Annotated in this window: 28 protein-coding genes; 9 read left to right on the top strand and 19 right to left on the bottom strand. The window is 58.4% G+C overall.

Annotation, left to right across the window (positions count from 1 at the left end; all coding sequences use genetic code 11):
- Positions 1 to 47: 47 nt before the first annotated feature.
- Genes LRK71_RS05725 through LRK71_RS05710 form a run of 4 tightly spaced genes read right to left on the bottom strand, consistent with a single transcriptional unit; the run spans position 48 to position 4,127 of the window.
- Positions 48 to 2,516 (bottom strand): GcvT family protein, encoded by a 2,469-nt coding sequence (locus LRK71_RS05725; protein WP_232401744.1) that lies wholly within the window; start codon positions 2,514 to 2,516, stop codon positions 48 to 50.
- Positions 2,517 to 2,532: 16 nt separating this feature from the next.
- Entirely contained in the window at positions 2,533 to 2,904 is a 372-nt protein-coding gene (locus LRK71_RS05720) for a GFA family protein (RefSeq protein WP_408635983.1), read from the bottom strand.
- An 8-nt stretch (positions 2,905 to 2,912) separates the two neighbouring features.
- Entirely contained in the window at positions 2,913 to 3,542 is a 630-nt protein-coding gene (locus tag LRK71_RS05715; protein ID WP_232401742.1) for a LysE family translocator, read from the bottom strand.
- A 15-nt stretch (positions 3,543 to 3,557) separates the two neighbouring features.
- A complete protein-coding gene (locus LRK71_RS05710) occupies positions 3,558 to 4,127 on the bottom strand; it encodes a helix-turn-helix domain-containing protein (protein WP_232401741.1) in 570 nt (189 codons plus the stop codon).
- 184 nt (positions 4,128 to 4,311) lie between these two features.
- On the opposite strand from LRK71_RS05710, the gene LRK71_RS05705 reads away from it, so the two are divergent.
- A complete protein-coding gene (locus LRK71_RS05705) occupies positions 4,312 to 4,596 on the top strand; it encodes a DUF1294 domain-containing protein (protein WP_232401740.1) in 285 nt (94 codons plus the stop codon).
- Positions 4,597 to 4,735: 139 nt separating this feature from the next.
- Here the strand turns inward: LRK71_RS05705 and LRK71_RS05700 are convergent, their stop codons facing one another.
- Complete coding sequence (locus tag LRK71_RS05700) at positions 4,736 to 5,200, bottom strand: GAF domain-containing protein (RefSeq protein ID WP_232401739.1); 465 nt, start codon at positions 5,198 to 5,200, stop codon at positions 4,736 to 4,738.
- A gap of 94 nt (positions 5,201 to 5,294) precedes the next feature.
- The gene (locus tag LRK71_RS05695; RefSeq protein WP_232401738.1) at positions 5,295 to 6,467 is read right to left on the bottom strand and encodes a thiolase family protein; all 1,173 of its coding nucleotides are present in this window, start codon (positions 6,465 to 6,467) and stop codon (positions 5,295 to 5,297) included.
- A gap of 98 nt (positions 6,468 to 6,565) precedes the next feature.
- Between LRK71_RS05695 and LRK71_RS05690 the strand changes: the two genes are divergently transcribed.
- From LRK71_RS05690 to LRK71_RS05680, 3 genes are all read left to right on the top strand, one after another.
- A complete protein-coding gene (locus LRK71_RS05690) occupies positions 6,566 to 6,904 on the top strand; it encodes an STAS domain-containing protein (protein ID WP_232401737.1) in 339 nt (112 codons plus the stop codon).
- Positions 6,905 to 6,947: 43 nt separating this feature from the next.
- Positions 6,948 to 7,379, top strand: a complete 432-nt coding sequence (locus tag LRK71_RS05685) for an ATP-binding protein (protein ID WP_232401736.1) — start codon at positions 6,948 to 6,950, stop codon at positions 7,377 to 7,379.
- A gap of 326 nt (positions 7,380 to 7,705) precedes the next feature.
- Positions 7,706 to 9,283 carry a gamma-glutamyltransferase family protein gene (locus tag LRK71_RS05680; protein WP_232401733.1) on the top strand — a complete coding sequence of 526 codons (1,578 nt, stop codon included), beginning with the start codon at positions 7,706 to 7,708 and terminating at the stop codon, positions 9,281 to 9,283.
- A gap of 160 nt (positions 9,284 to 9,443) precedes the next feature.
- On the opposite strand, the gene hspQ is transcribed toward LRK71_RS05680, so the two are convergent.
- Positions 9,444 to 9,770 carry a heat shock protein HspQ gene (gene hspQ / locus LRK71_RS05675; RefSeq protein ID WP_232401731.1) on the bottom strand — a complete coding sequence of 109 codons (327 nt, stop codon included), beginning with the start codon at positions 9,768 to 9,770 and terminating at the stop codon, positions 9,444 to 9,446.
- Between the two features lie 85 nt (positions 9,771 to 9,855).
- Here hspQ and LRK71_RS05670 point away from each other — a divergent pair, with 85 nt between their 5' ends.
- The 3 genes from LRK71_RS05670 (at position 9,856) to LRK71_RS05660 (ending at position 12,278) form a co-directional block, all read left to right on the top strand.
- Positions 9,856 to 10,743 (top strand): AEC family transporter, encoded by an 888-nt coding sequence (locus LRK71_RS05670; RefSeq protein WP_232401729.1) that lies wholly within the window; start codon positions 9,856 to 9,858, stop codon positions 10,741 to 10,743.
- 61 nt (positions 10,744 to 10,804) lie between these two features.
- Entirely contained in the window at positions 10,805 to 11,392 is a 588-nt protein-coding gene (locus LRK71_RS05665) for a transglycosylase SLT domain-containing protein (protein WP_232401727.1), read from the top strand.
- Positions 11,393 to 11,495: 103 nt separating this feature from the next.
- Complete coding sequence (locus tag LRK71_RS05660) at positions 11,496 to 12,278, top strand: formate/nitrite transporter family protein (RefSeq protein WP_232401726.1); 783 nt, start codon at positions 11,496 to 11,498, stop codon at positions 12,276 to 12,278.
- Positions 12,279 to 12,461: 183 nt separating this feature from the next.
- On the opposite strand, the gene LRK71_RS05655 is transcribed toward LRK71_RS05660, so the two are convergent.
- The 4 genes from LRK71_RS05655 to LRK71_RS05640 all read right to left on the bottom strand — a co-directional run bounded on the left by LRK71_RS05655 (position 12,462) and on the right by LRK71_RS05640 (position 15,572).
- On the bottom strand, positions 12,462 to 13,844 hold the full coding sequence (locus tag LRK71_RS05655) for a transposase (RefSeq protein ID WP_232401724.1): 1,383 nt from the start codon (positions 13,842 to 13,844) through the stop codon (positions 12,462 to 12,464).
- Between the two features lie 285 nt (positions 13,845 to 14,129).
- Positions 14,130 to 14,486 carry a zinc-binding dehydrogenase gene (locus tag LRK71_RS05650; RefSeq protein WP_232401722.1) on the bottom strand — a complete coding sequence of 119 codons (357 nt, stop codon included), beginning with the start codon at positions 14,484 to 14,486 and terminating at the stop codon, positions 14,130 to 14,132.
- Complete coding sequence (locus LRK71_RS05645; protein WP_232401721.1) at positions 14,455 to 15,033, bottom strand: NADP-dependent oxidoreductase; 579 nt, start codon at positions 15,031 to 15,033, stop codon at positions 14,455 to 14,457. Before LRK71_RS05645 ends, LRK71_RS05650 begins: the two co-directional genes overlap by 32 nt.
- 41 nt (positions 15,034 to 15,074) lie before the next feature.
- Positions 15,075 to 15,572, bottom strand: a complete 498-nt coding sequence (locus LRK71_RS05640; RefSeq protein WP_232401720.1) for a lactoylglutathione lyase family protein — start codon at positions 15,570 to 15,572, stop codon at positions 15,075 to 15,077.
- Between the two features lie 104 nt (positions 15,573 to 15,676).
- On the opposite strand from LRK71_RS05640, the gene LRK71_RS05635 reads away from it, so the two are divergent.
- Positions 15,677 to 16,567: a LysR family transcriptional regulator gene (locus tag LRK71_RS05635; protein WP_232401719.1), complete on the top strand. Its 891-nt coding sequence runs from the start codon at positions 15,677 to 15,679 to the stop codon at positions 16,565 to 16,567.
- A gap of 318 nt (positions 16,568 to 16,885) precedes the next feature.
- On the opposite strand, the gene LRK71_RS05630 is transcribed toward LRK71_RS05635, so the two are convergent.
- Genes LRK71_RS05630 through LRK71_RS05610 form a run of 5 tightly spaced genes read right to left on the bottom strand, consistent with a single transcriptional unit; the run spans position 16,886 to position 20,845 of the window.
- Positions 16,886 to 17,563 carry a type 1 glutamine amidotransferase domain-containing protein gene (locus LRK71_RS05630; protein WP_232401718.1) on the bottom strand — a complete coding sequence of 226 codons (678 nt, stop codon included), beginning with the start codon at positions 17,561 to 17,563 and terminating at the stop codon, positions 16,886 to 16,888.
- A 10-nt stretch (positions 17,564 to 17,573) separates the two neighbouring features.
- Entirely contained in the window at positions 17,574 to 18,608 is a 1,035-nt protein-coding gene (locus LRK71_RS05625) for an NADPH-dependent curcumin/dihydrocurcumin reductase (RefSeq protein WP_232401717.1), read from the bottom strand.
- A gap of 12 nt (positions 18,609 to 18,620) precedes the next feature.
- Positions 18,621 to 19,778 carry an iron-containing alcohol dehydrogenase gene (locus LRK71_RS05620; RefSeq protein ID WP_232401716.1) on the bottom strand — a complete coding sequence of 386 codons (1,158 nt, stop codon included), beginning with the start codon at positions 19,776 to 19,778 and terminating at the stop codon, positions 18,621 to 18,623.
- A 4-nt stretch (positions 19,779 to 19,782) separates the two neighbouring features.
- On the bottom strand, positions 19,783 to 20,199 hold the full coding sequence (locus LRK71_RS05615; RefSeq protein WP_232401715.1) for an organic hydroperoxide resistance protein: 417 nt from the start codon (positions 20,197 to 20,199) through the stop codon (positions 19,783 to 19,785).
- A gap of 58 nt (positions 20,200 to 20,257) precedes the next feature.
- On the bottom strand, positions 20,258 to 20,845 hold the full coding sequence (locus LRK71_RS05610) for a TetR/AcrR family transcriptional regulator (RefSeq protein WP_232401714.1): 588 nt from the start codon (positions 20,843 to 20,845) through the stop codon (positions 20,258 to 20,260).
- Positions 20,846 to 21,096: 251 nt separating this feature from the next.
- Here LRK71_RS05610 and LRK71_RS05605 point away from each other — a divergent pair, with 251 nt between their 5' ends.
- Positions 21,097 to 21,357 (top strand): hypothetical protein, encoded by a 261-nt coding sequence (locus LRK71_RS05605; protein WP_232401712.1) that lies wholly within the window; start codon positions 21,097 to 21,099, stop codon positions 21,355 to 21,357.
- A 51-nt stretch (positions 21,358 to 21,408) separates the two neighbouring features.
- Here LRK71_RS05605 and LRK71_RS05600 read toward each other — a convergent pair whose 3' ends face one another.
- From LRK71_RS05600 to LRK71_RS05590, 3 genes are all read right to left on the bottom strand, one after another.
- On the bottom strand, positions 21,409 to 22,008 hold the full coding sequence (locus tag LRK71_RS05600; RefSeq protein WP_232401711.1) for a LolA family protein: 600 nt from the start codon (positions 22,006 to 22,008) through the stop codon (positions 21,409 to 21,411).
- A gap of 102 nt (positions 22,009 to 22,110) precedes the next feature.
- Positions 22,111 to 25,197: a DNA translocase FtsK gene (locus LRK71_RS05595; protein ID WP_232401708.1), complete on the bottom strand. Its 3,087-nt coding sequence runs from the start codon at positions 25,195 to 25,197 to the stop codon at positions 22,111 to 22,113.
- Between the two features lie 149 nt (positions 25,198 to 25,346).
- A complete protein-coding gene (locus LRK71_RS05590; protein WP_232401707.1) occupies positions 25,347 to 26,531 on the bottom strand; it encodes an aminotransferase class I/II-fold pyridoxal phosphate-dependent enzyme in 1,185 nt (394 codons plus the stop codon).
- Positions 26,532 to 26,623 lie beyond the last annotated feature (92 nt).

Here is a 26,623-nt window from a genome sequence, read left to right as displayed (position 1 = left end):
CCAAAGGCGGCCTCCATGACGATACCGGCCCTGCTATCAAAGCCCGTTCAGGCCCGCAAACGGTCGTTTCCGGGATCCCAAAGCGGCCTGTCTTCCTGCACCACGGCACGGCATTTCGTGCCGTAGATCTCCACCTCCAGCGCGGTGCCAGGAACCGCCAGATCGGCACGTACCATCCCCAGCGCGATCGAGGCATTGACCCGGTAGCCCCAGCCCCCCGATGTGGTCTCCCCCACGATAGCACCATCTTTCCAGATGCAGGACATATAGGGCGCATCCGCATCTTCCGCGTCGACCAGCAGCGTGACAAAGGCCTTCTGCCGCCCATACTGCTGTTCGTTCTGGATCGCCGCCTTGCCGGGAAAATCCTGTGGCTTGTCGAGTTTGACAAACCGGCCCAGACCGCCTTCCAACAGCGAATAGTCAGTGGAAAGGTCACCCTTCCAGCTGCGATAGCCCTTTTCAATCCGCAGAGAGTTCAGCGCATACATGCCAAAGGGTTTGGCACCCGCCTGCAGAATGGCGGCATAGATCGCAGGCTGGTCCGCATTGGCGCAGTGCACCTCCCAGCCCAGTTCCCCCGCAAAGGAGACCCGCGCCAAAAAGGCTGGCCTTTCGGCGACAGTCGCCTGTTGATGGGTCAACCACCCGAGGGTGAGATCCGCATCCGACAGGCCAGCGAACAGCTCGCGGGCCTTGGGGCCAGTGACGATCATGGTGCCAAATTCAGCGGTATGATCCGTCAGGTTGATCCCCGCAGGCAGCGCTTTGCGCAGGATGTCATAGTCATGCCACTGGGCACTGCCCGCCGTGATCATGGTAAAGTGGTCTTCGGCGTGGCGGATGCAGGACATCTCGGTCAGGATCCGGCCCCGGCTATCGGCAAAATACACCAGGTTCATCCGGCCGACCCTAGGCAGGCCACCGGTCACTAGCCCACGCAGAAACTCGGCAGCCCCGGTGCCCGCAAGATTGAAGCGGGAAAAGCCCGGCAGATCCAGCACGCCTACGTGATCGCGCACCGCTTCGCATTCTTCGCGGATACGCTGCTGCCAGGGACCAGAGCGCCCCCAGGTCTGGGTGGCCGCCTCGGATGTGTCGTCGCCCGGCTTGGCAAACCAATTTGCGCGCTCCCAACCGTTATAGGCCCCCATGACACCGCCCAGAGCCGTAACACGATCATGCACAGGGCTGAGTTTCTTATCCCGGCCCGCAGGCCATTCGTGATGCGGGAAATGCATGGCATATTCATTGCCATAGACCTCCATCCCCTTTTGCACGCAGTAATCGGGGTCGGTGTAATCGGTGTAGCGGCGCGGATCGACGGCCCACATATCCCATTCGGTCTGGCCATCGACGATCCATTCCGCCAGACATTTGCCAGCCCCGCCGCCCTGGGCGATGCCAAAGGTAAAAACGCAGGCCTCAAAGGCATTATCGACGCCGGGCATCGGCCCCAGCAACGGCAGCCCATCAGGCGCATAGGGGATCGGGCCATTGATCACCCGCGCCACGCCGGACTCCGCCATCAGTGGCACCCGCTCCATCGCGTCAGTGACGATATCCTCGATACGGTCCAGATCATCGTTCCACAGCTGAAATGAGAAATCCTCTGGCATCGGATCAGCCTCGCTCAGCCAATGGGCGCGGCAATTGGGTTCATAGGGGCCAAGGTTGAAACCGTGTTTTTCCTGCCGCAGGTAGTAGGAGACATCAACATCGCGCAAGAGCGGCAGCTTTTTGCCTCCATTGGCCTTTGTCCAGGCCTCGACCTCTGGCACCTCTTCCGACAGAAGATATTGATGGCTCATCACCATCATCGGCACCTGTCGCCCACCATAGGGGAGGAACCATTCGCCCACGCGCTGCGCATAGTACCCCGCCGCATTGACCACATAGTCACAGGAAATATCCCCCTGATCCGTATGAACAATCCAGGTTTTATCCGAATTCTGCGTCACCCCGGTCGCAGGACAGAATCGGAAGATTCTTGCGCCCATGTCCCGCGCCCCCTTGGCCAGAGCCTGGGTAAGCTGCGCCGGATCGATATCGCCATCCGACGGGTCAAACAGCACAGCTTTCAGATCATGGGTTTCCAGAAAGGGGTAGCGTTCCTTGGCCTGCTCTGGCGTCCAGATTTCCATCGCGATGCCCTGATACCGCCCCATGGATCGAGCACGCTCGAACTCCTGCACCCGCTCTTTGCTATGGGCCAACCGGATAGAGCCGGACTGGTGATAGTTCATCGGATAGTCGACCTCTTCGCCCAATCGGGCATAGAGTTCGGTCGAGTAGCGCTGCATGTTCATGATCGACCAGGAGGTCGAAAAGGTCGGCACATTCCCCGCCGCATGCCAGGTCGATCCGGCCGTCAGCTCGTTCTTTTCCAACAAGACGCAATCGCCCCAGCCCTTTTTGGCCAGATGATACAGCGATGACGCCCCGACCACACCGCCGCCAATGATTACCACGCGGGCCTTACTTGGCAGGCGGGCCTTGTCTGTGCTCTCGGACATGTTTGCTCTCTCCCGGTTAGTCTTGTTGCGCAACGCCATCAGCGATGTCGTAGAAATCACCCTTGTCACCAACAAAGATGTGCTTTTCGATCTTCAGCCCGCTGGGGCTCTCAATGGCGCCAAGGGAAAAACTCGTGGTGTCCTCGTTGTGGGCCTTCCAGAACAGATAGGACCCGCACCGGGCGCAGAAGCCGCGTTTGGCCTGAGGACTGGCCTCAAACCAACTGACCGGGCCGGAAATGGTCAGATCATCGTCTTTGACATAGGCCGAGGACCAGATGCCGCCGGACTGCTTGCGACACTGGCCGCAATGGCACATTGAAGCCCCCTGCGGCCTGGCCCCGGTTGCAAAGGTGATATCGCCACAGAGACAGGCGCCTTTGGTTATGCCTGTTGTCATCGAAAATCCTCCAGTTGTGGTGCACTACTGGCCCCCAACAACACACCGTAGACAATGAAACACAGCGCCAACCCCCGGCGGATCCAGGTGTTGAACACCGCCTTCAGCGCCGCCCGGCCCATGACAAATCCCAGCAGGGTAAAGCCGGTATAGCTCAGCGCGGTCAGCCCCAGGGCGGTGGGCATTATGACCCCCATCTGCTGCCAAATCGGGACATCAGGCTGCACAAACTGGGAAAAGGCGGCCAGGTATCCAGCGACGCTTTTGGGGTTGATCGTGGCAACTGTCAGAGCGTGAAAATAGATGTGGCGCGCCGGGCGCTCTACCGCCGGGGTTGGTTTGGTCGCATTGCGCCAGCCGCGCAGCCCGATGAAGATCAGAAATCCGGTGCCAATGATCTTGGCCACAAAGAACCACAGCGGCGCGGCCGCGATCAGCGCCGTAACCCCCAGCGCCGAGAGCAGCAGAAACAGTGTCGCCTGGGTCAGGATCGCCAGTACCCCCAGCATTGCCTTGGGCAGGCTGAGCATCATGCCGTTGCTGATACAATTCACCGCATTTGGTCCCGGCGTGGTGACAAAAACCACCCAGAACAGGGAAAATATGGTCCATGCTTCAAAATTCATCCGCGAGACTCCGCCCTAATACACTGGCGGCGCGATGACCCAGACCGCGACGGCCGCATCATCATAGGGGTTGGCCCATTGATAGGGCTGGTGCTTGATGCGGAAACTGTCGCCCGGTCCCACGGTAAAGCCATTGCCGTCAATCACCAGATCCAGCTGCCCCGAGATCATATAGCCCACCTCTTGCGTGGGACGATCGGCAGGCTGTTGCATCTTTGAATGGGGCTGAAAAGTGGAATGCACCATTTCAAAATCATCCGTCAGATCTGGTGACAGCAACTCTTCAATCAGACCTTCTTCTCCTGATCCCATGGGGCGACGCGATCCCGCCCGAACGATATAGCCATGTTCCCGCACCGGCGCATCGGAATGGGCAAAGAGCATCGACATCGGCACGCCAAGGCATTTGGCCAGCAGACGCAGATCAGAGATCGAAGGATCCGACAGATCCCGCTCTACCTGGCTGAGCCAGCCCACCGATTTCTCCAGCTGCCCTGCTACCTCTGTCAGGGTTAGCCCACGCGCCTTGCGCAGGGCGCGAATATCAGCGCCCAGGGTTGCGGCATGGGGGGCTTGGCTGGTCACGGTGGACGTCTCCTGCGGTATGGATGAAATTTGGCGGTAAAGTTTCACCGCTCTCGGTACCCTGCCTCCCTCGAATGAAATTTCCAAGGTTTTTTTCACCAAACCCACCAAAAGATTGCTCTTGCCTCTGCGGTTTCCTTGGGCAAAACCCCGCAGATATAGACGATATACAAAAGAGAAATCGATGCAGTCAGAGTTCTGGGCCTGGGCGCTGCCCTGCCTCCTTGCCATAAATGGGCTGAGCTTTATCGCCTTTGGTCTGGATAAATTCTGCGCCAAATACGGGTTCTGGCGGGTACCAGAGGCACGGCTGCTGCTTCTGGCCGCGCTTGGCGGCAGCCCGGCCGCCTATCTGGCGCGGTGGCTGTTTCGTCACAAGACCCGCAAACAGCCCTTTTGTCGCCGTCTGAACATGATCGCCGGGGCGCAGCTGCTGCTGCCCCTCATATGGGTGCTTGGCTTCACCTGATATCGAGATACAGATCAGACTGTCGGCCAAAGCCTCGCGTCTTGAACCTGAAGCCGCAGAAAGGTGGGGCGCGGCAGGGCCTCTCAATGGTGGCGGCGTTCTGCCACGAAGCCGTATTTCAGCTTTATGGCAGAACGCTTTAGGTTGGCCCTGCCCCGCCAAAGACCTGGGTCAGAATCGCCGCCAACTGTTCCGCATCTTGCTGGCTAAAGGCTGCGGGTTGGTCACTGTCGATATCCAGCACCGCGATCAGATCGCCGGCCCGGTTCCAGACCGGCAGCACCACTTCGGAGCGGGTTGAAGAGGCACAGGCGATATGCCCGGGGAAATCCTCGACATCCGCCACCAGCTGCACCGTGCCGCTGCGCGCTGCCGCACCGCAAACGCCGCGCGAGAACGGAATTTGCAAACAGCCATGCCCGCCCTGATAGGGACCGATCTTTAACAGATCAGGCGCAACCACCCGGTAAAACCCTGTCCAGTCAAAGCGGTCATCGCTATGGTGCAATTCACAGCAAACCGTTGCCATCAGGGCGATTTCGTCGTTCTCATTTTCGGTCAAGGCCCGAATGGTCTTGGCCAATCTCTGGTAATCTGCGCGCATCCCTGTCTTCCTTCCGGCAGTGTGAGGGGGCTGTCTGCCCCCTCTTGACCCGAGGGTCAATTCACCCCCGAAGGTATTTGTCGCAAGATGAAGATCAAGCCCGTTCGATTGCGATGGCGGTGCCTTCGCCACCACCGATGCAGATCGCTGCCACCCCGCGTTTGAGACCACGTTTTTCCAGCGCATTGAGCAGGGTTACCATGATGCGTGCGCCCGAAGCGCCAATGGGATGGCCCAGCGCACAGGCGCCACCGTTCACATTGACCTTATCGCGGCTGATGCCCATCTCATGCATGAAGGCCATCGGCACCACCGCGAAGGCCTCGTTCACCTCCCAGAGGTCGACGTCTTCGGTGCTCCAGCCGATCTTATCCAACAGTTTCTTGGCCGCTGGAACTGGCGCAGTGGTGAACAGGCCTGGCGCCTGGGCATGGCTGGCATGGCCAAGAATGCGGGCGCGCACTGTCAGCCCCTGCGCTGCGGCGGCCTCTTGCGAGGCCAGTACCAGGGCGGCCGCCCCATCGGAGATTGACGAGGCATTGGCTGCGGTCACCGTGCCATCCTTGCGGAAGGCGGGTTTCAGCGTCGGGATTTTTTCCGGGCGGGCATTGCCGGGCTGTTCATCTACCGCCTGAATGGTTTCACCCTTGCGCGTTTTCAGCGTGACGGCAGCGATTTCGCCGTCAAAAGCGCCGGTTTCCTGTGCTTCCAGTGCATTGGACAGGGATTTCAGCGCATACTCATCCTGGGCTTCGCGGCTGAACTGATACTGGGTAGCGCAGTCTTCGGCAAAGGTGCCCATCAGACGGCCCTTGTCATATGCATCTTCCAAGCCATCAAGGAACATATGGTCGATCACCTGACCATGGCCGATTCGGGCGCCACCTCGTTGATTGGGCAGCAGGTAGGGCGCATTGGTCATGCTTTCCATGCCGCCTGCAACAACGCTGTCCACCTGGCCCAGGGCGATCTGATCATAGGCGATCATCGCCGCCTTCATGCCAGACCCGCACATCTTGTTCAGGGTGGTTGCTGGCACCTCTTCGCCCAGCCCCGCCGCGAATCCTGCCTGGCGAGCCGGGGCCTGACCCTGCCCTGCGGGCAACACACAGCCCATCAGGACCTCGTCTACTGTTTTGGCACCTGCGCCCTCTAGGGCCGCCTTGATAGCGACACCGCCCAGGGCAGAGGCCGAGAGCCCGGAAAACGCCCCCTGAAATCCGCCCATAGGGGTCCGAGCTGCACCTGCAATCACAACATTTTTCATCACATATTCCTCCAATCGTCGCCATTATGAATACCGAATGCTAAGCTTTGAGGTCTAGACTGGTATAAATACGTTGAGACAACACCTGGGGGATCCCTATGAGCCTGACAAGTACACGGGCAGATGGCGCGCAGATCGTAACTGTAAACGCAGAACGCATTGATGCCGCCATGGCCATTCAATTCAAAGAAGACATGCGGGCCGAAACCGAAGACGGCAGCGAACGTGTCATTCTGGACCTGTCCTTGGTGCAATTCATCGATTCCAGCGGCCTGGGGGCCATCGTCGCCGCCATGAAACAGCTGGGTCGTGATCGCCGCCTTGATCTGGCCGGCCCAACCCCCATGGTGGAGAAGGTCTTTCGCCTGACCCGCATGGATACAATTTTCAACCTCTATAGCACGCTGAACGAAGCCGTCACCGCTAACAAGACCTGAACTTCGCCCACGAAATGATCCCAGGGTAGGAAGTGAGAGATGAATGGCTGAAATTTTTGCATGCTCGTTCACCGCAACAGAGTTGGATGCCAGAAGCGGCATCGCGGCGGTTATGGAACGACTGCGAGAGATAGATTTGCCCGATGAGCGGGCCGAAGACGTCCAAATTGCTTTGGCCGAGGCGGTGAATAATGTTGTCGAACACGCCTATGCCGGCACTGCTAAAGGGGATGTACGTATCAAGTGCAATCTGGATTCGCAGGAACTGCAAATCCAGATTTGCGATGTAGGGTTCCCACTGACCGATTGCGCACTGCCCCCAGGCGAACCCGCCGATTTATCTGGCCCGATTGAGACCCTCCCCGAGGGTGGCTTTGGCTGGTTTCTGATCCGCGAGCTAACCAGTCGGCTGCACTACGAACGGCTGGGGCGCAACAATCGGCTCTCGCTGTATTTTCAGGTACCACTTAGTTAACCGTGACCGAAGGCGCCCAAAATGCGCCACAATACGGACCCACTTTCGTCACGGGTCTGATCTATGAATTAACCTGTAGCTGACCTAGGCTTCCCCTGGCGCTGGACACCTAAGCCCCCACCAACCGTGCAACGTCAGGGATACCTCCCCCCATGAATGCAAGCGCGTGGTATCCCAGCCCCCAGATGGCAGGGATGCTGCCGCTGTCAAATCGCTGCACCAAAGAGCGCCTATGCGAATGGCACCGCAGGCCGCTTGCGGTTTGAATTTTCATTGCCATTCCTGGCCCAGGAACTACCCTGCCGACGACCAAACAGGAGTGGTAAATGCGCGATTTTCAATCCCCCGGACGCTCTGCCGTCTTTGCCCAGAACGGCCTCTGCGCCACCTCGCATCCGCTGGCTGCCGGTGCGGCGATTGATGTGCTGAAACGCGGCGGAAATGCTATGGACGCAGCCATCGCCGGTGCCGTTCTGCTGGGCATTTGTGAACCGCAGATGACCGGGATCGGTGGCGATTGCTTTGTGCTCTTTTCCCGTGGCGGCAGCAGCGACATTCACGCGGTGAATGGATCCGGGCGCGCCGCCGCCGGTGCCAGCGCTGCAGAGTTGCGGAACCAAGGCAAGACCACCGTGCCGCTGCGCAGCGCCCATGCCGTTACAGTGCCCACCGCGATCGAAACCTTCTGCACCCTGGCCGAAACCGAGGGCAAACTGGGCTTGGATGCCCTGCTGGCCCCTGCGATCCACTACGCTGAGACCGGCGTTCCAGTTGCACCGCGCGTGGCCTTTGACTGGGCCAATGACGCCGACGCCCTACAGGGGCCGGCCCGCGACGCCTATCTGTTTGGCGGCAAGCCACCAAAGACCGGCCAGGTGTTCCGCGCCCCAGGCCAGGCCGAAGTCCTGCGCCGAATAGCCCGCGATGGTCGCGATGCCTTTTACACCGGCGAAGTCGCCGACGATATGCTGGCGACGCTGCAGGCCGCTGGCGGGCATCACAACGCCGCAGATTTTGCTGCCGCACAATGCGACCGGGTCATCCCGGTTTCGGCCCACTACAAGGGGGTCGATCTGGTCGAGCATCCACCCAATGGCCAGGGGGCAACTGCGCTGCTGCTGCTCAACATCCTGTCGCATTTTGACATTGCGGCGATGGATCCGCTGGGGGCCGAGCGGGCCCATATCGAAGCCGAGGCGGCCAAACTGGCCTATGATGCCCGCAACCGCTTTCTGGCCGATGCCGATTATACCACGCGGCTGGATCATCTGCTGGCACCCGAAACCGCAGCGCGGCTAGCGGCATTGATCGACCACAAGCACGCGATGGCGGCACCCGCAGCGCTGAGCGAGGCGGTCCACAAGGATACGATCTATATCACCGTGGTCGACAAAGATCGCATGGCCGTCTCGCTGATCTATTCGATCTTTCATGGCTTTGGCTCTGGCCTTGCTTCGGAGAAATTCGGCATCCTGCTACAGAACCGAGGCGCCGGCTTTACCCTGCAAGAAGGCCATCCAAACGCGCTGGCAGGCGGCAAGCGCCCGATGCATACCATCATTCCAGGCATGCTGCGGCAAGAGGGGCGTGTGTTGATGCCCTTTGGGGTGATGGGTGGGGCCTATCAGCCCAATGGCCATGCGCGGTTTGTCTCCAACCTGCAGGATTTTGGCATGGAGCCACAGCAGGCTATCGACGCCCCGCGCAGCTACAGCGATGCCAATATCCTTAAGGTTGAACGCGGCTATAGCGATGACACCCGACAGGCACTACGCGACATGGGCCATCACGTTGAAACCCCGAAGACCGCCATCGGCGGTGCCCAGGCGATCACCCTGCGGGCAGATGGTATCCTGGAAGGCGCCAGCGATCCGCGCAAGGACGGCTGCGCGCTCGGCTATTGAGAAGGGCAATTTTCTTTGGTCACGCGCCGGGCCACAGGCTCGGCGTCAGCAGCCGCACGGCAAGCAAACGCGCCCTCTGCAAGGGAATAAGGTAGAAGGAAACCCGAAGGCGGAAAGCAGCAGGGCACAGCAGGCCAGTGCACTGGCCAGCGTAGCGAGATCAGTTCAGCTGATACTGCAAAGAGTAGGCCGCACCATCGAACCGATCAAACATCTCTGGCAGGTCCGGGTGGCTGATCGGTTCGCCCGAATAATCGGCAACCAGATTCTGCTCCGAAACATAGGCGACATAGTAGGTTTGATCATTCTCTGCCAGCAGATGATAAAATGGCTGATTCTTCATTGGTCTGCTGGCTTCAGGAATGGAGTCATACCACTCTTGCGTATTCTCGAACTCTGGGTCCACGTCAAAAACCACGCCGCGAAACGGGTGTTTGCGGTGCCGGACAACCTGCCCCAAGTTATATTTCGCGCGCGTTCTAAGCATTTCTAGAGTGTCTCCATCCCTTGTTACTAACGCGAAACACTGGCAAATGTCCAACTCTTGAGGTAAATTTTAAAGGAAACAGTCTGTGAACCTGGCCTTGACAGTGCTTGAAATCACCGCCCCCGTTTTTCTGCTAGCCGGGGTTGGATTCACCTGGGTTCGGCTGGGGTTTGAATACCGCATTCAGTTTGTTACCCGGCTGGCGATGACCCTTGCGGTACCGGCGCTGATCTTCACCGCCTTGATGAAAACCGACCTCGACAAAGGGGCCCTTGGGGTCTTTGTGATTGCCGCCCTTCTGGGGCATCTGCTGCTGGCTCTGGTTGGGGCAGTGCTGGTCAAGCTTGGCCATTTGAACCGGCAAACCTATCTGGCACCATTCATTTTTGGCAATACTGGCAACCTGGGCATCCCGCTGGCGCTGTTTGCCTTTGGCGAGGCCGGGCTGGGCTATGCGGTGGTGATGCTGGCGGTTTCTGCGGTCCTGTCCTTTACCCTGGGCCTGACGCTGGTGGCGGGCAAGGGCGGCGGCGGCAAGGCGCTGAAAGAACCCATGGTCTGGGCCACCCTTCTGGGGGCGCTGTTCCTCTGGCAGGATTGGCAGACGCCGCAGTTCTTGACCAATACGCTGGATCTGATCGGGCAGATGGCCATCCCGATGATGCTGATTACCCTGGGCGTGGCCATCGCCCGGCTGTCACCTGGCAAAACTGGGCTCGCCGTGTTGCTGTCGCTGGCAAAGCTGTGCACCAGCGTCGCCATTGGCTGGGGGCTGGGGCTGGCCTTTGGTCTTGATGACATCGCCTTTGGCGTGTTGGTTCTGCAACTGGCCACCCCGGTTGCCGTCACCTCTTATCTCTTGGCCGAAAAATTCGGCGCCGAGGCCGAAGCCGTTGCCGGGCTCGTGGTGGTTTCAACCCTAATGGCCATCGCCGCATTGCCGCTGGTCCTGTCAGTATTGATTGATTTGTGATTTTCTCTTCTGCGTAAATTCGCTAGAATGGCAAAAAAAGATAACAATTTAGGCAGAGACAATGAGCAGAATCATCGTCGCGCTCGCACTTCTTTTGGTCGTCGCATCCTGCGGAGGCGGTCACAACCAGCCGCCGCGCAATCTGGACAATGCATGCGCCATCATCAAAGAGCGCCCCAAATACCTCAAGGCCTTTCGCGCGACAGAGCGGCGCTGGGGGGTGCCCATGCATGTGCAGATGGCCACGATCCACCAGGAAAGCAGATTTCGCGGCAAGGCCCGTACGCCGCACCAGTATCTTTTGGGGGTGATCCCCATGGGGCGGCAGTCCAGCGCCTTTGGCTATGGTCAGGCCCTGGATGGCACCTGGGAAGACTATAAACGCGACACCGGGCGGCGCCGGGCCAAGCGCGACCGGATCGAGGACGCCACCGATTTCATGGGCTGGTACATGAGCACCAGCAAGGAAAGAAACGGCATCCCTCTGTATGATGCGCGCAACCAATATCTGGCCTATCACGATGGCCAAACCGGCTATGCCCGCGGCACCTATAAATCCAAACCCTGGTTGATGCGCGTCGCCAGCCAAGTCGAGGCCCGCTCGCAGATGTACCAGACGCAACTGGCCACCTGCCGCCGCGCCCGCTGACCCGACCAGGCACGCAAAGCTGTCGTTTTCCGCACCGCAGAGAACGACAGCTTCGAACCAAAACAACCTTTTGTTCTCTTCCCGATACTCTATCATCGGTAACATGACTGACGAAGAAAACTTTGATGCTTACAAACCCGCAAAGATCGCAATTCTGGTAGAGGGTGTTGGTGTCACCAAGGCACAGCTTCCGGTGCTTCAGATGTTTGTGCTCGCCATCCTTGCAGGGGCCTTTATCGGATTCGGCGGGGCAGCTTACACAGCGGTAATGACCGGAGTTGACCCGGCATTCGGACCCGCAAGGTTTCTTGGGGGCGTGGTGTTTTCACTGGGTCTTATTCTTGTCGTTGTCGGCGGTGCGGAGTTGTTCACCGGAAATGCTCTGATGGTCATGGCAGCTGTTGACCGAAAAATATCTGCACGCCAATTGCTGCGAAGCTGGGCAATTGTGTATCTTGGAAACTTAGCAGGCGCGGCGGGACTTGCCGTGGCCTTTGGTTTTTCTGGCATTTTGCATGGGCCTTTAGGCGACACGGCAGTGTCAATCGTGCAAGGCAAAGCCACGTTGGACCCAATGGAAGCATTCGTTCGAGGCGCATTGTGCAACGCGCTTGTGTGTCTCGCAATTTGGCTAACTTTTGCCGCTCGAACTGTTGTGGGAAAAGTGCTGGCGATACTTTGGCCGATTAGCGGTTTCGTGCTGCTTGGGCTCGAGCATTCCGTCGCAAACATGTATTTCTTTCCTCAAGGATGGTTTGCTGGGTCCGATGTGACCGTCGGAAAGGCCGTGACTAATTTGGTCTGGGTCACATTGGGAAACGTTGTGGGTGGAGCCGGCGGCGTCGCATTGGCATATCGCTATGCCTTTCTCAGTCCCGCCCGCTAACATCAAGACGTCCGCTTTGTCCCGCCGAGCTGCCGTTGACCTGCCGGTTTCGCGCCGATCTTGCTTGCAAACGCGGCGAAGGTCGTCTCTGAGCCGATGTTGTTGAAAAACTCGTTGGTTTTGGCGGCGTGCCCGCGACTAATGGTCTGATTATTCGCGTCAAACTGTGACCATACCGCCTTTCTACGGTAAGGCTGGCACCATCGGCTTGAGCTTGGCCAGTTTCCGGAGGTTTTGGGCGGTGGCTGCGAAGGTGAACTCATCTTGGACGCCGCATGGCCCTCGTAATCGGAGGCGGGCTAACCCTAGGATGCGTTTGAGATGGGCAAACAGCATCTCGACCTTTTTTCGTCGCCTCTGCGCCGTTGGATTGAAGTCGGAGGCCGTGCACATCCGCGCGAAGTCTCTCACGATCTCGTATTCCTCTCGATTGACGCTGCGCGTCGCGGTGTTTGGGCAGCATGTTGGTTTCGATGGGCATGCCTGGCAATCGAGCTTCAGGCTGCGATACTGGCGGCGGCCAGCCTTGGGTTTGTGTCTCTTGGGGTCGGAGTAGTTTCGCCGGGTATGACGAAGCTCTTTTCCTTCCGGGAAAATGTATCGATCATTGTCTTCGTCCCAGGTGAAGTCGGACCGCGACCAAGTGCCATCCTTGCGCTTTGAATGGTCAAAGACAGGGATGAACGGGAGGATTTTCCGTTTGAGCGTCAACCAGACGAGATTGTCAGACGAACCGTAAGCCGTATCCGCCGCCACCCAATCAGGCTTCAAACCAAAGCGCTCCTCGGTGCGGTCAATCATCTTGCGCATGGCGCCGACCTCTGCCTGCCGGATCGACCGGCTGGCGTCCACATCCATGATGATCCCGTGATCTGTGTAGATCAGGTAATTGTCTGAATACGCAAAGACTGCAGGCCCTTTGCGAGCTGCGGTCCATTGACTGGCTGGGTCAGCATGGGCGGTGAACTTAGGCTTCACCTCGCTAGCCGAACCAAAGGCTGCGTCGTCAAGAACGTCGAGGTATTCACGCACCGCCCTTGGCGCATCTGCTGCTTTGACCGCGCGATCCTCCCAGTCTTTAGGGTTGCTGGAGTTCTGCTTCTGGACATCCGCGAAGATCAAACTGGCGTCGACGGCGAAGCCTTCGCCACCAACAAGGCCCTCTTCTACGCAGCGCGTAACGGTTGTCTCGAAAACATGGCGCAGCAGGTCACTCTCGCGGAAACGGCTATGGCGGTTCTTTGAAAAAGTAGAATGATCTGGAATGCGGTCACTCAGATCGAGGCGGCAAAACCAGCGATACGCCAGGTTCAGATGCACTTCTTCACAAAGGCGGCGTTCGGACCGGATGCCGAAGCAATAGCCGACCAATAACATCCGGATCAGCAGTTCGGGATCAATCGACGGACGGCCTGTGTGGCTATAGAAATCTGCCAAATGCCCTCGGATGCTGCTTAGATCGAGATGCCTTTCAATCGACCGCAGCAGATGGTTTTGCGGGATATGATCTTCCAGCGAGAATTCGTAGAACAGCGCCGCTTGCGCTTCCTGCTTCGGTCCCATCATCGCTAATCCTCCCGCTCAATACAGGAATTGAATCAGCCACTTGCCTACGGATCAAGGAATAGTTTTTCAACAAAATCAGCCCACTTTTACCGTGTTTCTGTGACGCAGCGAATGTCTGGTTTTAAGAAACTGATGGAATGACGTCGCATTTTGACTCATGCAGCATTCACTCTGGTCTCATGAGCCGGATAATGTCGAGATTGACATTGCCGCCCGCCAAGGCTTTCAGCTTGGGCGGGCGTATGCGTTTCTCTAGCTCATCTTGGACGGGCCGGGACACTGGTCTCATGACACTGCGATCACGATCTTTCCCACGGCGTGACCATCCTTGAGAACTTCGTAAGCTTTCGCCGTCTCATTCATGGGGTAAACGCTGTCAATCACCGGTTTTACGGCCCGCTCTTTGATCAGCGCGCCAAGATCTGCCAGCATTGTGCCATCGGGCTCCATGAAGAACCATTCGAACCGAACCCCATATTCAGATGCCAGGTTTTCTGTGTCCTGCCCCTTGATTGAGACCAGTGTACCACCCTTCTTCAAGACCTTGAATGACCGGTTCAGCGTCTCTCCACCCATCATATCAAAGACGATATCGTAATCCGAAAGCACCTCATCGAACGCCTCTGTCTTGTAGCCAATCACGACATCTGCCCCAAGATCGCGGACTGCACGTGGTGGCGACATGGGCACCGAAATGTTTCGCGATCTGGATTGCCAGGGTGCCGACACCGCCCGATCCGGCATGGATCAACACCTTGTCTCCCGATTTCAGATTCGCCTTCGAAATCAGTGCCTGCCACGCCGTCAGGCCCGCAAGAGGGACCGATGCTGCTTCCTGATGGCTGATGTTTTCGGGTTTCAGGGCCATTCCGGTCGCCTTGAGACGCGCGGTCTGGGCAATCGCGCCCGCATCCTGCTGGTTGGCGCGAGCGAAAACCGTGTCGCCGACTTTGAAGCCCGTGACCGCCTTGCCGACCTCTGTTATTTCACCAGATACGTCGAACCCCATAATGTGTGGGAATTCCAGTGGTATCATTTCCTTCATCACACCAGATTGCAGGATGTAATCGATAGGGTTCAGGCTGGCCGCATGGACTGCGATCAATACGGACTCATCCTTCGGTTCGGGCGGATCGATGTCGGCGATTTCGATCTCGGTGTCGTAGTCGCGAATGATGGCAGCTTTCATGGTGCAGGCTCCTTTGTTGAGTGGATCGGGCGATGGCCGTCTTAGGAATAGGCACCTGCCGAATAGGTCAGCTCGTAGCTGTGGCTATAGAGCTCGAAAACGACGCCGAACGGGTCCTCGACATACACCATGCGGAACGGCTTTTCGTCGGGGAAGTATGCGCGGACAGGCATACGCTGCTTGCCGCCAGCGGCAAGGATCTTTTCCAGCAGGTCCTCGAGGTTCGGGTCCTGAACCGCGAAGTGAAATGTCCCGTGTCGGCGATAGGCGAAATTATCGTCTGGCTCTTCGTTGCCCTTGAACTCGAACAGCTCGAAGCCGATGCCATCGGCAGTCGAGAGATGAGCGATCCGCAGGCGGTCCCAACCAGGGCCAAAGACGTCGGTACACATCACGCCGATGGCGCTGTCGTCCTCGGTCACCTCACTGGGCTGCATGATCACGTAAAAGCCCATGACCTCCGAGTAGAATTTGACAGCGGCGTCCAGGTCGGGGACGGAGATGCCGATATGAGAGAATGTGCGTGGTGTTGGGGTCATTGGGGCTGTCCTTTGTTTGCTGAGTTACAGAAGGGATAGACAAGGCCGTTTCGAATGTGAATTTATCATAGCTGATAGTTTTGATAATTTAGTGTAATCTAAATATGCTCAACGCGACATGGCTCGAAACATATGTCACCCTGACCGAGACCGGGCATTTCACCCGCGCGGCGGAAAAGTTGAACATGACCCAGCCGGGCGTATCACAGCATTTGCGCAAGCTTGAGGAGCAAGTGGGACAAAGCCTGATCGCGCAAGAGGGCAAGAGCTTTACCCTTACGCCAGCAGGCGAGGCGGTGCGCGACCTTGGACTGTCACGCCGGACCGAGGAGCGGCTACTCCACAATACCATCACGGCCGATGATCCCAACGTGGGAGAGGTGCGGATTGCTTGTTCAGGTAGTTTTGCCCAGCTGCTCTACCCGCGGCTTCTTGCGCGCATTGAGGACGCTCCTCAGCTTCTGATCCATTTGGAAGCTGCCCCGCAAGATGCCATTGTCTCAGGTGTTTTGGATGGGCGCTTTGATCTGGGTATTGCAGGGCAAGACACAGGTCACCCGCGCCTCAACGCCCAGTCTATTGGGCGCGAAGAGCTATGTCTGGTCCTACCCGCTGATGACGCTGATGAAACGGTCACGTTTGAGTCCCTGGAAGATCGAGGCTTCGTCGCACACCCAGACGGTTTCGCCTATGCTGACGATCTTCTGTCTTTGAATTTTCCCGATGAGTTCGCCGGGGCCGATCGGATGAAGGTGCGGACTTTTGTAAACCAGATCGGGCAAATCCCGTCGCCGGTGGCCGAGGGCATCGGCTACACTTTGCTGCCACGCAGCGGGATCGAGGCGTTCTCCGGACGCAATCGGCTGAAGATCGTCTCTCTGCCACATCGCCGTTACCACGATCTTTGGTCAATCACCCGCCGCGGGACCGAGCCAACCGCGCGGCTCCGTGCGATTTTGAGGATCGCCCACGATGTGGCCGGAGAGATCGGATGACGATTGAAGTCGCTGGCAGTGCTTTTGCACTGAGCTGTGGATGAACTAAATCGACCCTTTGGTGCTTCTAGCTGCAAGCGAAACTAACGAATGCGGTCATATGTGGCAGCGCAGCAAAAGCTCACTGAGTCCGCATACCGTTGAAAAGTCGATTGATTGGTTGACGCTGTCCTGAACGACTTCTTTTAAGAGTGGTGGTCAGTCTCACGGGCGATGAGGGCGGACTCGCGATATAAATCCGCCCTGATCTGAAGCACCCGACTGTCGCCCCCGTAAAGGGAAGCGGATCAGGCTTTATCGTGGTGCAGGGCTAGGCCCCTACGTCAGCAGCGCAAGGATCTCTTGCGCGGCGGCGCCGGATGAGGCGGGGTTCTGGCCAGTGACGAGATTGGCATCACGCAGGACAAAGCTGCTCCAGTCTGCCCCTTTTTCATACTTACCACCATTTGCCTTTAGCATGTCTTCAACCAGGAAAGGCACAACGTCGGTGAGTTGCACGGCGTCTTCTTCGGTGTTGGTAAAGCCTGTCACACGGCGACCTGACACCAATGGTTTGCCGTCCGCCCCTTGGGTGTGGCGGAACACGGCGGGGGCATGGCAGACCGCACCAACGGGCATGTCGGCGGCGTTAAAGGCTTCGATCAAGCGTTTGCTGTCCGCGTCTTCGGCAAGATCCCACAAGGGGCCATGGCCGCCCGGATAGAAGATGGCGTCAAACCCATCTTCGGTCACGTCCGAAAGTGTCAGCGTGTTCGCAAGATGCTTCTGCGCTTCGCTGTCGTCCTTGAAGCGACGGGTGTCATCTGTCTGCGCATCCGCGCTGTCGCTGGAAGGATCAATTGGCGGTTGCCCCCCTTTGGGCGAGGCCAATGTGATATCGGCGCCTGCGTCTTTGAAGACGTAATAGGGGGCCGCGAATTCCTCCAGCCAGAAGCCGGTTTTCGCGCCAGTATCCCCGAGTTGGTCGTGGGATGTCAGTACCATCAAAATTTTCATGTTCTTACTTTCAGTTGCGGCCAACGCGGATTACGCGCTTGCCAAAGTTTTCGCCGTTCAACAGACCGATGAATGCTTCGGGTGCATTTTCCAGCCCGTCGATTATTTCTTCGCGGTATTTGATTTTGCCGCTTTCAATCCACGCTCCCATTTCTTTGGCGAACTCCGGATAGAGATGGTCGAAATCGTCAAAGATGATGAAGCCCTGCATTTTGATCTTCTTGCGCAGGATCTGCCCCATGAGCCAGTTCATCCGGTCCGGTCCATCGGGCAGGCTCGTCGCGTTGTATTGCGATACTATTCCGCAAACCGGCACCCGAGCGTTCGGGTTCAACAGCGGGATGACGCCATCAAGAACCTTGCCGCCGACATTCTCGAAGTAGACATCGATGCCATCGGGGCTGGCCTTGGCAAGCTGTTCGGCAAAATCATCTGCCTTGTGGTCGATACAGGCGTCAAAACCCAATTCGTCGACAGCGTAGCTGCATTTATCCGGTCCGCCCGCGATGCCGACAACACGGCAACCCAAGATCTTGCCGATCTGACCAACGGTGGCCCCGACCGGGCCAGTCGCCGCCGCCACGGCGATGGTCTCACCGGGTTTGGGCGCGCCAATTTGGGTCAGACCGGCCCAGGCGGTAAAGCCGGGCATCCCCATGATCCCAAGTGCCCAAGACGGATGCGCAGGCGATTTGCCGAGATTGGTGACGCCCGCACCGTCGCTGAGCGCATAGTCCTGCCAGCCATTGAAGCTGAGCACATAATCGCCCGGCGTGAACCCATCGACGTTCGAGGTCACGACCTGCGCGACTGTTCCGCCCACCATAACGTCGTCGATTTCCACTGGGGCCGCGTAGGACTTCGCATCGCTCATACGTCCCCGCATATACGGGTCCAGCGACAGGAATTCCGTGCGCAAAAGCATCTGATCGGCACCCGCAGAGGGAATCTCCCCCTCGACCAGGCGGAGTGTGTCCTTGGTCGGCGCGCCTTTGGGGCGTTCCGCCAGGACAAGCTGGCGGTTGACTGTTTCGGTCTGTGTCATGTTCACTATTTCCTACAGGGCCGCTTCAAGAATGCGGCGGGCGTCGTCGGGGGCGATGGCGGCATGTTCGCCAATCGCGGTCATGCCGTGGTCCTTCAGGGCGGTGATGATGCATTCAATATCGGGCGCGGCGATGTCGTAGTCACCCAGCCGTGTTTTGATCCCCATCGCCTCAAAAAATCCACGCGTGGCCGCAATGACTGCATCGATCCGCGCTTCGTCGGACCCTTCGCGGATATCCCAGACATTGGCGGCATATTGCAGCAGTTTTTCGCGTTTCGGGCCGCGCTGGTCATTCATCAGCGATGGCAGCACAACAGCCAGAGTCCGCGCATGATCGGTATCGTTCAGCGCAGTAATCTCATGCCCAATCATATGGCTTGCCCAGTCGTGCGGAACACCCGCGCCGATCAGACCGTTCAGGGCCAGCGTTGCCGTCCACATCAGGTTGGCACGGATATCGTAGTCGTCCGGCGTTTCAAGCGCTTTGGGCCCAAGCTCTATCAGGGTACGCAGCAGGGTTTCGGCAAATCCGTCCTGAACGCGTGCAGCAGACGGATATGTCAGATACTGTTCGATGATATGAACAAAGGCATCCGCAACACCGTTCGCGATCTGGCGTGGTGGCAGCGAGTAGGTGACCTCCGGGTCCAGCACCGAAAAGACTGGATAGCAGTGTGCGCTCATGAATGGGAGCTTTGCGCCCTTTTCAGAGTTGGTGATCACAGAGGCAGGATTCATCTCTGACCCTGTCGCGGGCAGTGTCAGCACGGTGCCGAACGACATGGCATTTGTCACGACCGACCCGCGCGATGTCAGGATGTCCCAAGCGTCGCCGTCATAAAAAGCGGCCGCCGCGATGAATTTAGTCGCGTCGATGACCGACCCACCGCCGACGGCAAGCAGGAAAGTAATATCTTCCTGACCGATTAGCTCAACCGCCTTGAGTGCAGTGTCAAAGCGTGGGTTCGGCTCAACCCCACCAAATTCGACCAAAGTGCGGCCTGCAAGCGCTTCGCGCACCTGAGCAAGAACACCGGTCCGTTCAGCGCTGCCCCCGCCATAGACGATAAGTACCTTTGCGCCAGTCGGAACCTGTTTCTTCAGATCCGCGATACGGCCCTTACCAAACAGGATCTGTGTTGGATTGTGAAAATCAAAGTTGTTCATTGGTTCAGGCCTCTTCAGTTTCAATGTGCAGACGCACGTCGATATTGCCGCGTGTGGCGTTGGAATAGGGGCAGACCTGATGCGTCGCTTCGACAAGACGCTGTGCGTCGTCGCGGGCCATGCCCAGTAAATGAACGGTGATGTCCAGATCAAGCCCGTATCCCCCCTCGGCGCGTTGGCCAATGCCGACGTCGACGGAGGTTTTAGACCCCGTGGAGTCCAGCTTGAGCTGCTTGGCCGTCAGGTCCATCGCGCTGTCGAAACACGCAGCATAGCCAAGGGCGAACAGCTGTTCCGGGTTAACCCCCGCATCGCCGCTGTCCGGGCGGACCATCTGGACCGAAAAGCTGCCGTCGTTAAGGGCAGAGGTACCCGAGCGCCCCCCGGTTGCCGTTGCGGTGGTTTTGTAGAAGATTTTCACAGATTTTCCTTTCGTGAATAGACCGGTCGTCTAGTCCAGAGGTAAAAATTTTTGAGAGTTAGGGCGCTGGAACAAGCGCCTTTGTTGCATCCATTGCGGAATTGAGGGGGGCATCACTGTGCGAGATGCTCGCGATTAGGCTCGCCCCAAGCCACATATGATAGATCATTTCCGCAGAGGCTTTTGAGTTTTCAAGCGGTACGATTGTCCCATCCTCTGCCCCTTGTTCAAGGGTGAGTGCCAAGCGCGCGATGATGTCGGACACACCTTTTTGCAGGATACTGCTCATGTCCTCAGACAGGTCCGCGACCTCTGCCGACAGTTTGACGATCAGGCACCGGTCCTGAGGGTCCGGGCTAAGTTGCTTCGTGCGCCACCTTTCGAAATAGGTGAAAATCCGAGACCGCGCATCCATATCGGGATGCGCAAGTGACGTATTCAGGCGAACGCCATACTCTGTCATAAACTCATTCAACAGCGCACAGCCATAAGCCTCCTTGGAGGCGAAGTAGTGATAGAACGACCCCTTCGGAACCCCGGCCTCTTTCAAAAGTGCACTCAGGCCAACACCTGTGTAGCCCTGAGCGGCTGTCAGGCGGCGTCCTGTGGTCAATATCTGTGAACGGGTGTCGTTTTGCTGTTCCATGAATAGCCAGATAAGCTTTATTAGACCAGTCGTCTAGTGGTTTCGCGCCAGTTTTTTATCACTGATGTGTGACCTCCCTGAAGAAGACGGATTGGTCGGACTGTCAATGGGGAAATGCTTAGAGAATGACGGTGTTAGCCACGTGGCACCCAAAAGCCACTTCGGGAACATGGCCGGGCTCTGAACGGCGGTCGTCTTGGCTACGTCACCTTTGCTGAGCGCAACGCCTCGCTATACGAGCTGATTTTCTCGTGTGGGCGTTTGCAAACGACGATGCTTATCTTCCGCGCGAGATCAGGGCCTGTTTTTCCAGACTTGCTGACGGCTCAGTGGATCTTGGATGGCATACTGGCGATGAGGAAGAAAAAAACGGAAAGGCTCAGGTTGCCCTGTGGAGCATCGTTCATGGCTATTCGCAACTGGTCACAGCAGGACGGTTCAAGAAGGACAACATGAAGGCACTGTCCATTCTCGATATCCTGCCAAAGATTGAGAGTGAAAGCGGACGTTAAACACGCTGAGGCAAACGGCAGCAAAGTCCGCTTTGCAGACTTTCCTCGCTGTTATGGTGAATTGCCTCCACCCGCGCTGAACAGGCTCGACGGCAAGCGCATACCGGTTTCAAGCGCGCCAAGGATCACGGTTGTCTTTCCCCCGGCCCCGTCATGCACCACCCATTTTCGCAGCTCTACCGGATCTGCGGTGAACATCAGTTCAATACTGCCATAATCCGGGTTTTCCGGGTCCTGCGCCTGCACCACGGTCGAGGTGCCGTCAAAGCCATGGCCAACAACCATATTCGCCTGGCCAAGATTGACCCGCTTGGCCAGGATGATCGACAGCGGCGTGCGGCGCAGCGGAAAGGTTTCGGGCGGCTGGTTGGATTTGGGATCATGGATCCGCACAGCCCCGGCACCCGCCACCACCGTGCCGGCCACATCACCATCATATTCAAACCGCATCCGCCCTGGGCGATGCAGGTACAGCTTACCGGTAGACAGAGAACCATCATCATTGATCTGGGTGAAACCCGCCGTCGCGGTCTTCATATCATTCAGATAGGCCGAGATCTCAGCCAGGCTCAGCTTTTCGCTGGCCCAAGCCGCAGAGGTGCTGAGCACAGCAGTGACGCCCAGCGCCAAGACATAGAGAAGCTTTTTCATAAGAGTTAGATAAGCCTTGCGGCGCAAAAGAAAAGAGGCCGATCCATTTCCGGACCGGCCCCGCGATTTATTGCTGAAAGATCCTGCGGCAGAGTTCCGCTGTCATTGCTCTGGCACCAGAATTTCCCGTTTGCCCACATGGTTGGCAGGCGAGACCAGGCCTTCTTCCTCCATCTGTTCAACCAGCCGTGCCGCCTTGTTGTAACCGATGGCCAGCTTGCGCTGGATGTAAGAGGTGGAGCACTTGCGGTCCTTGATCACGATCTGCACCGCAGAATCATAGAGCGCATCTTCGCCGTTGGTATTGCCACCGGTCGACAAGCCCAGAACCGCGTCGATGTTGTCGGCCTTTTCGTCATCCGGCCCATCAACCACACCGCCCATATATGCAGGCGGGCCAAATTGCTTCAGATGATTGACCACCTCTTCAACCTCTTCATCCGACACAAACGGCCCGTGGCAGCGGGTGATCTTGGCGCCGCCCGCCATATAAAGCATATCGCCCATCCCCAAGAGCTGCTCTGCCCCCATTTCGCCCAGGATGGTACGGCTGTCGATTTTCGAGGTCACCTGGAAAGAAATCCGGGTGGGGAAGTTGGCCTTGATGGTGCCGGTGATCACATCCACCGAGGGCCGCTGGGTCGCCATGATCAGGTGAATACCGCTGGCCCGTGCCATCTGCGCCAGACGCTGGATGCAGGCTTCGATCTCTTTGCCTGCAACCATCATCAGATCGGCCATCTCATCTACGATAACCACGATATAGGGCAGCGCTTCGGGGGCGAATTCTTCGCTCTCGAACACTGGCTCTCCGGTGTCATCGTCAAAGCCGGTCTGCACCGTACGGCTAAACATTTCGCCCTTGGCCAGCGCCTCTTTCACCCGGCCATTGTAGCCAGAGATGTTGCGCACACCCATCTTGGACATCTTGCGGTAGCGGTCTTCCATTTCGCCCACCACCCATTTCAAGGCGACAACCGCCTTTTTGGGATCGGTGACAACCGGCGACAGCAGATGCGGGATACCGTCATAGACCGACAGTTCCAGCATCTTGGGGTCAATCATGATCAGGCGACATTCCTCTGGCGTCAGCTTGTACAGCAGCGACAGGATCATGGTGTTGATCGCAACCGATTTACCCGACCCAGTGGTCCCCGCAATCAGCAAATGCGGCATCTTGGCCAGATCGGCAACCATGGCTGACCCGCCAATATCCTTGCCCAGCGCCAAAGGCAGATGCTGGGTGCCATCGCCATAATCACGCGAAGACAGGATTTCGCGGAAATTGACCATCTCGCGCTTTTCGTTCGGCAGTTCGATACCAATCACCGTACGGCCCGGCACGGTGGAAACCCGCGCCGAGAGCGCCGACATGGACCGCGCAATATCATCCGACAGGCCAATCACCCGCGAGGCCTTGAGGCCCGGCGCAGGCTCCAGTTCATACATGGTGACAACGGGGCCGGGCCGCACCGAGACGATTTCACCCTTCACCCCATAGTCATCCAGGACCACTTCCAGCATCCGGGCGTTTTCTTCTAGGGCTTCGTCACTCAGATGATGGCGTTGCACCTGGCTGGGATGACCCAGCAACGACAAGGGGGGCAGTTCAAAATCACTGTCCGCCTCTTCAAAGGCCAGATCGGGCTGGGCCTCGGCCTTGGCCCGCGTCGAAGGCTGCACCGCCTTGCGCGGCGGCTGTTCCACCACAGCTTTGCGCGGCTCTGCCACCGGCAGTTCAAAACTGCCAGCTGCCGCTACCATTGGGGCCGCAGCTGCCGGGGCAGCTGTTTCGGGTGTCGCTGCAGCCTTGGGCGTAGTGTCAAAGTCACGGCTGATTACCCGCCCAGCCGGCAGGTCCTCGCTCACCACCCGATCCGGCGTCAGCCCATTGGGGATCTGTACATCTGCCTGCGGTGCGTCCGCCGAAACCGGCGCACCGACCTGCGGGATACTGGGCTGCGATGCGAATCCGGGGTTGGCAATGTGATCTACCGGTGCCGTGGGGACAAAGGTCGGGGCCACACTGGCCTGCTCGGCTGCTGCCACATCAGGGGCTGGCGGAACAGACTGGCTGGCGGTTAGCGGCGGCTCTGGTGGCAGCCCATCTGCGGCATTCGGGTTGAACAGAAAAGGCTCTGCCCGCCGTCCATGCCCCTTGGTCAGGGGCAGGTTGGGGTCGTGATCCGGCATCTGCGCGGCCGCACGGCGAATACGCACGGCGCTGGCAATCTTTTCCGAGATCCGCGCATCCCCCGACAGCAGCTCTTCGCCGCCAGCGGCAGTGTCCACCAGCTCGGGCTCGGGCATCTGCATCGGCTCAGGCTCGCTGCGCCACATCAGGGTGGGCACGCGGGAAAACAAACCGGTCTTTTCCGGCCGTTCTGCCACCAGTGGCGCTGGCGCGTCCTCCTGCGGATAGCTTTCAAACACCTGGGCACCGTCGTCATCAGCGAGCCAGGCGTCTTCCTCCGCCTGCAATTTGGCAGCCCGCCGTTCGTTGCGCAGGGCCATGGCGGCCTGAAACCCGCGAGTGGCACCGCGCCCCAGCAGGCTGGCAATAGCCCCATAGATCAACACAAAGCCCAGCATCAGGTAGTTACCGGCACGTGACAGCTCGGCGCGGCTGAACCCGGCGACAAAGACGCCAAGACCCAGCATCGCCGCCGCCATCACAAGCGACATCAATTTCACCGCAAAATGCGAACTCACCGGCAAGAGTGTCAGCAAGGCCCCCATGACGGTATCGCCAAACAGTCCGCCAAGGCCAAAGCTGTGCGTTGCCTTCCAATCCGCCTCTGGCACCAGCGTCGCCGCATAGATCGCCGCCACCGCCAGCAGAACCGGGGCAAAGATCATCCGGCCCAGCACCCGCTCTTCACCTTTGTGCAGCAGGAAACGCACACCCCAGGCAAGCGGCGTCAGTGCCAGGGTCCAGGCCGCCCAGCCCACAACCATGAACAAAGGCGCGGCAATAGAGGCCCCGGGCCGACCCAGCCAATTTTGCACCGGCGCATCAGTCGAGACCATCCAATTGGGATCATCAGGCGTGTAGGACCCCACCATCGCAGCCACGGCAAGGCCAAGCGCGATAAGGAAAATCCCAATCAACTCTTTGCCACGTTTTTCGATCGCCGCCTGCATTGTGCTGTCAAGCAGGGGGTCCCTGCTACGGGTTTGAAATGCCATGCCAACCTCGGTTCATTAGTGCCAATGCCCCCGGTGTTTGCCCCAGGATCGTGTCATCAGCCGGTGTTTATCTTGGTCCAATATCTGCCTTGGACCAATGCTATCTCTTGGCGCACCGGGACCACGTCACAGTCCCCGCGCGCAGCCTTTCACGTATCGTACAAACAGTGCCGCAAAGCCGTCAATGCAGCCCGCGTTTCCTCTGCCGGCGCCACAAGCGCTACCCGGATGTAGCCGCTTGCCGGGTTTCCCCCGGCCACGCCCTGGGCCAGATAGGCCCCCGGCAGCACCCGCACCCCGGTTTCACACCAGAGCTTCAGCGCCGCTGCTTCGCCATCCGGCACAGGCAACCACAGGAAAAAACCGGCCTTAGGCGGCATGTAGCCATCCAGCCCGGCAAAAATCTCATCCGCCAGCGCGTATTTTTCCCGGTAGAGCGCCCGGTTTTCTTCTACATGTGCCTCATCCGCCCAGACCTTGGCGGCGGCCGCCTGCAACGGCCCCGGAATAGGTGCCCCGGCATAGGCGCGCAACTGCTTCAGCCGCTTGATGTTTTCCGGCCCGCTGGCAACCAACCCGGCGCGCAGCCCCGGCAGGTTCGACCGTTTGGAGAGCGAGTTGAACAGGACCACCCGTTCGGGGTCGGCCCCCATCTCTTGCGCTACGGTCAGCGCGCCCACGGGCGCGTCATCGCGGTAGATTTCACTGTAGCATTCATCGGCAAAGATGCAAAAATCATGCTTTTCCGCCAGTGCGATCAGCCGCTGCCAATAGCTGCGATCCGCCACCGCGCCCTGCGGATTGGCCGGAGAGCAGATATAGGCAATGGCGGTGCGATCAAGCAGATCTGGCGGCAGGCTATCATAATCGGGCAGATGGCCACTGGCCTCGGTGGCGGGCAGAAACACCGGCTCTGCTGCAACCGACAGGCTGGCCACCATATAGACCTGATAAAACGGGTTGGGGATCAACACCGCAGGTTTCCCCCCATTCTTCACCTCAGGGCAGAGCGCCATGGCCGCATTATACAGCCCCTCGCGGGTGCCATTCAGCGCCATGACCTGGGTGTCAGGATCCATCGTCACACCATAGCGCCGGGCGATCCAATCGCTCATGGCACCGCGCAGTGCGTCCGATCCGTCATTGGCCGGGTAGCTGTTAAACCCGGCTGCATTTTCAGCGATGACATCGCTGACCCAAGGCGGAAAGGGATGTTTGGGTTCGCCAATGGTCATATGCACCACATCACCGCCAGGGCTGTGGTGGTCCAATAGCGCCCGCAAACGCGGAAACGCATAGGCCGGCAGGTTCGAAAACCGCTCAGGGAAAGTCATAGCTGTGCCTCAAATTCGGGATCATTCACGCCCCGTTTGGGGATAAATTACAGAGCAAGCACCATCGCGTCCAGCCGCTGCCTGCCCCGCAG

The organism is Pseudophaeobacter flagellatus (assembly GCF_021228235.1).
Taxonomy (GTDB): Bacteria; Pseudomonadota; Alphaproteobacteria; order Rhodobacterales; family Rhodobacteraceae; genus Pseudophaeobacter; species Pseudophaeobacter flagellatus.
This window is presented reverse-complemented; position numbering and strand designations above follow the sequence as displayed.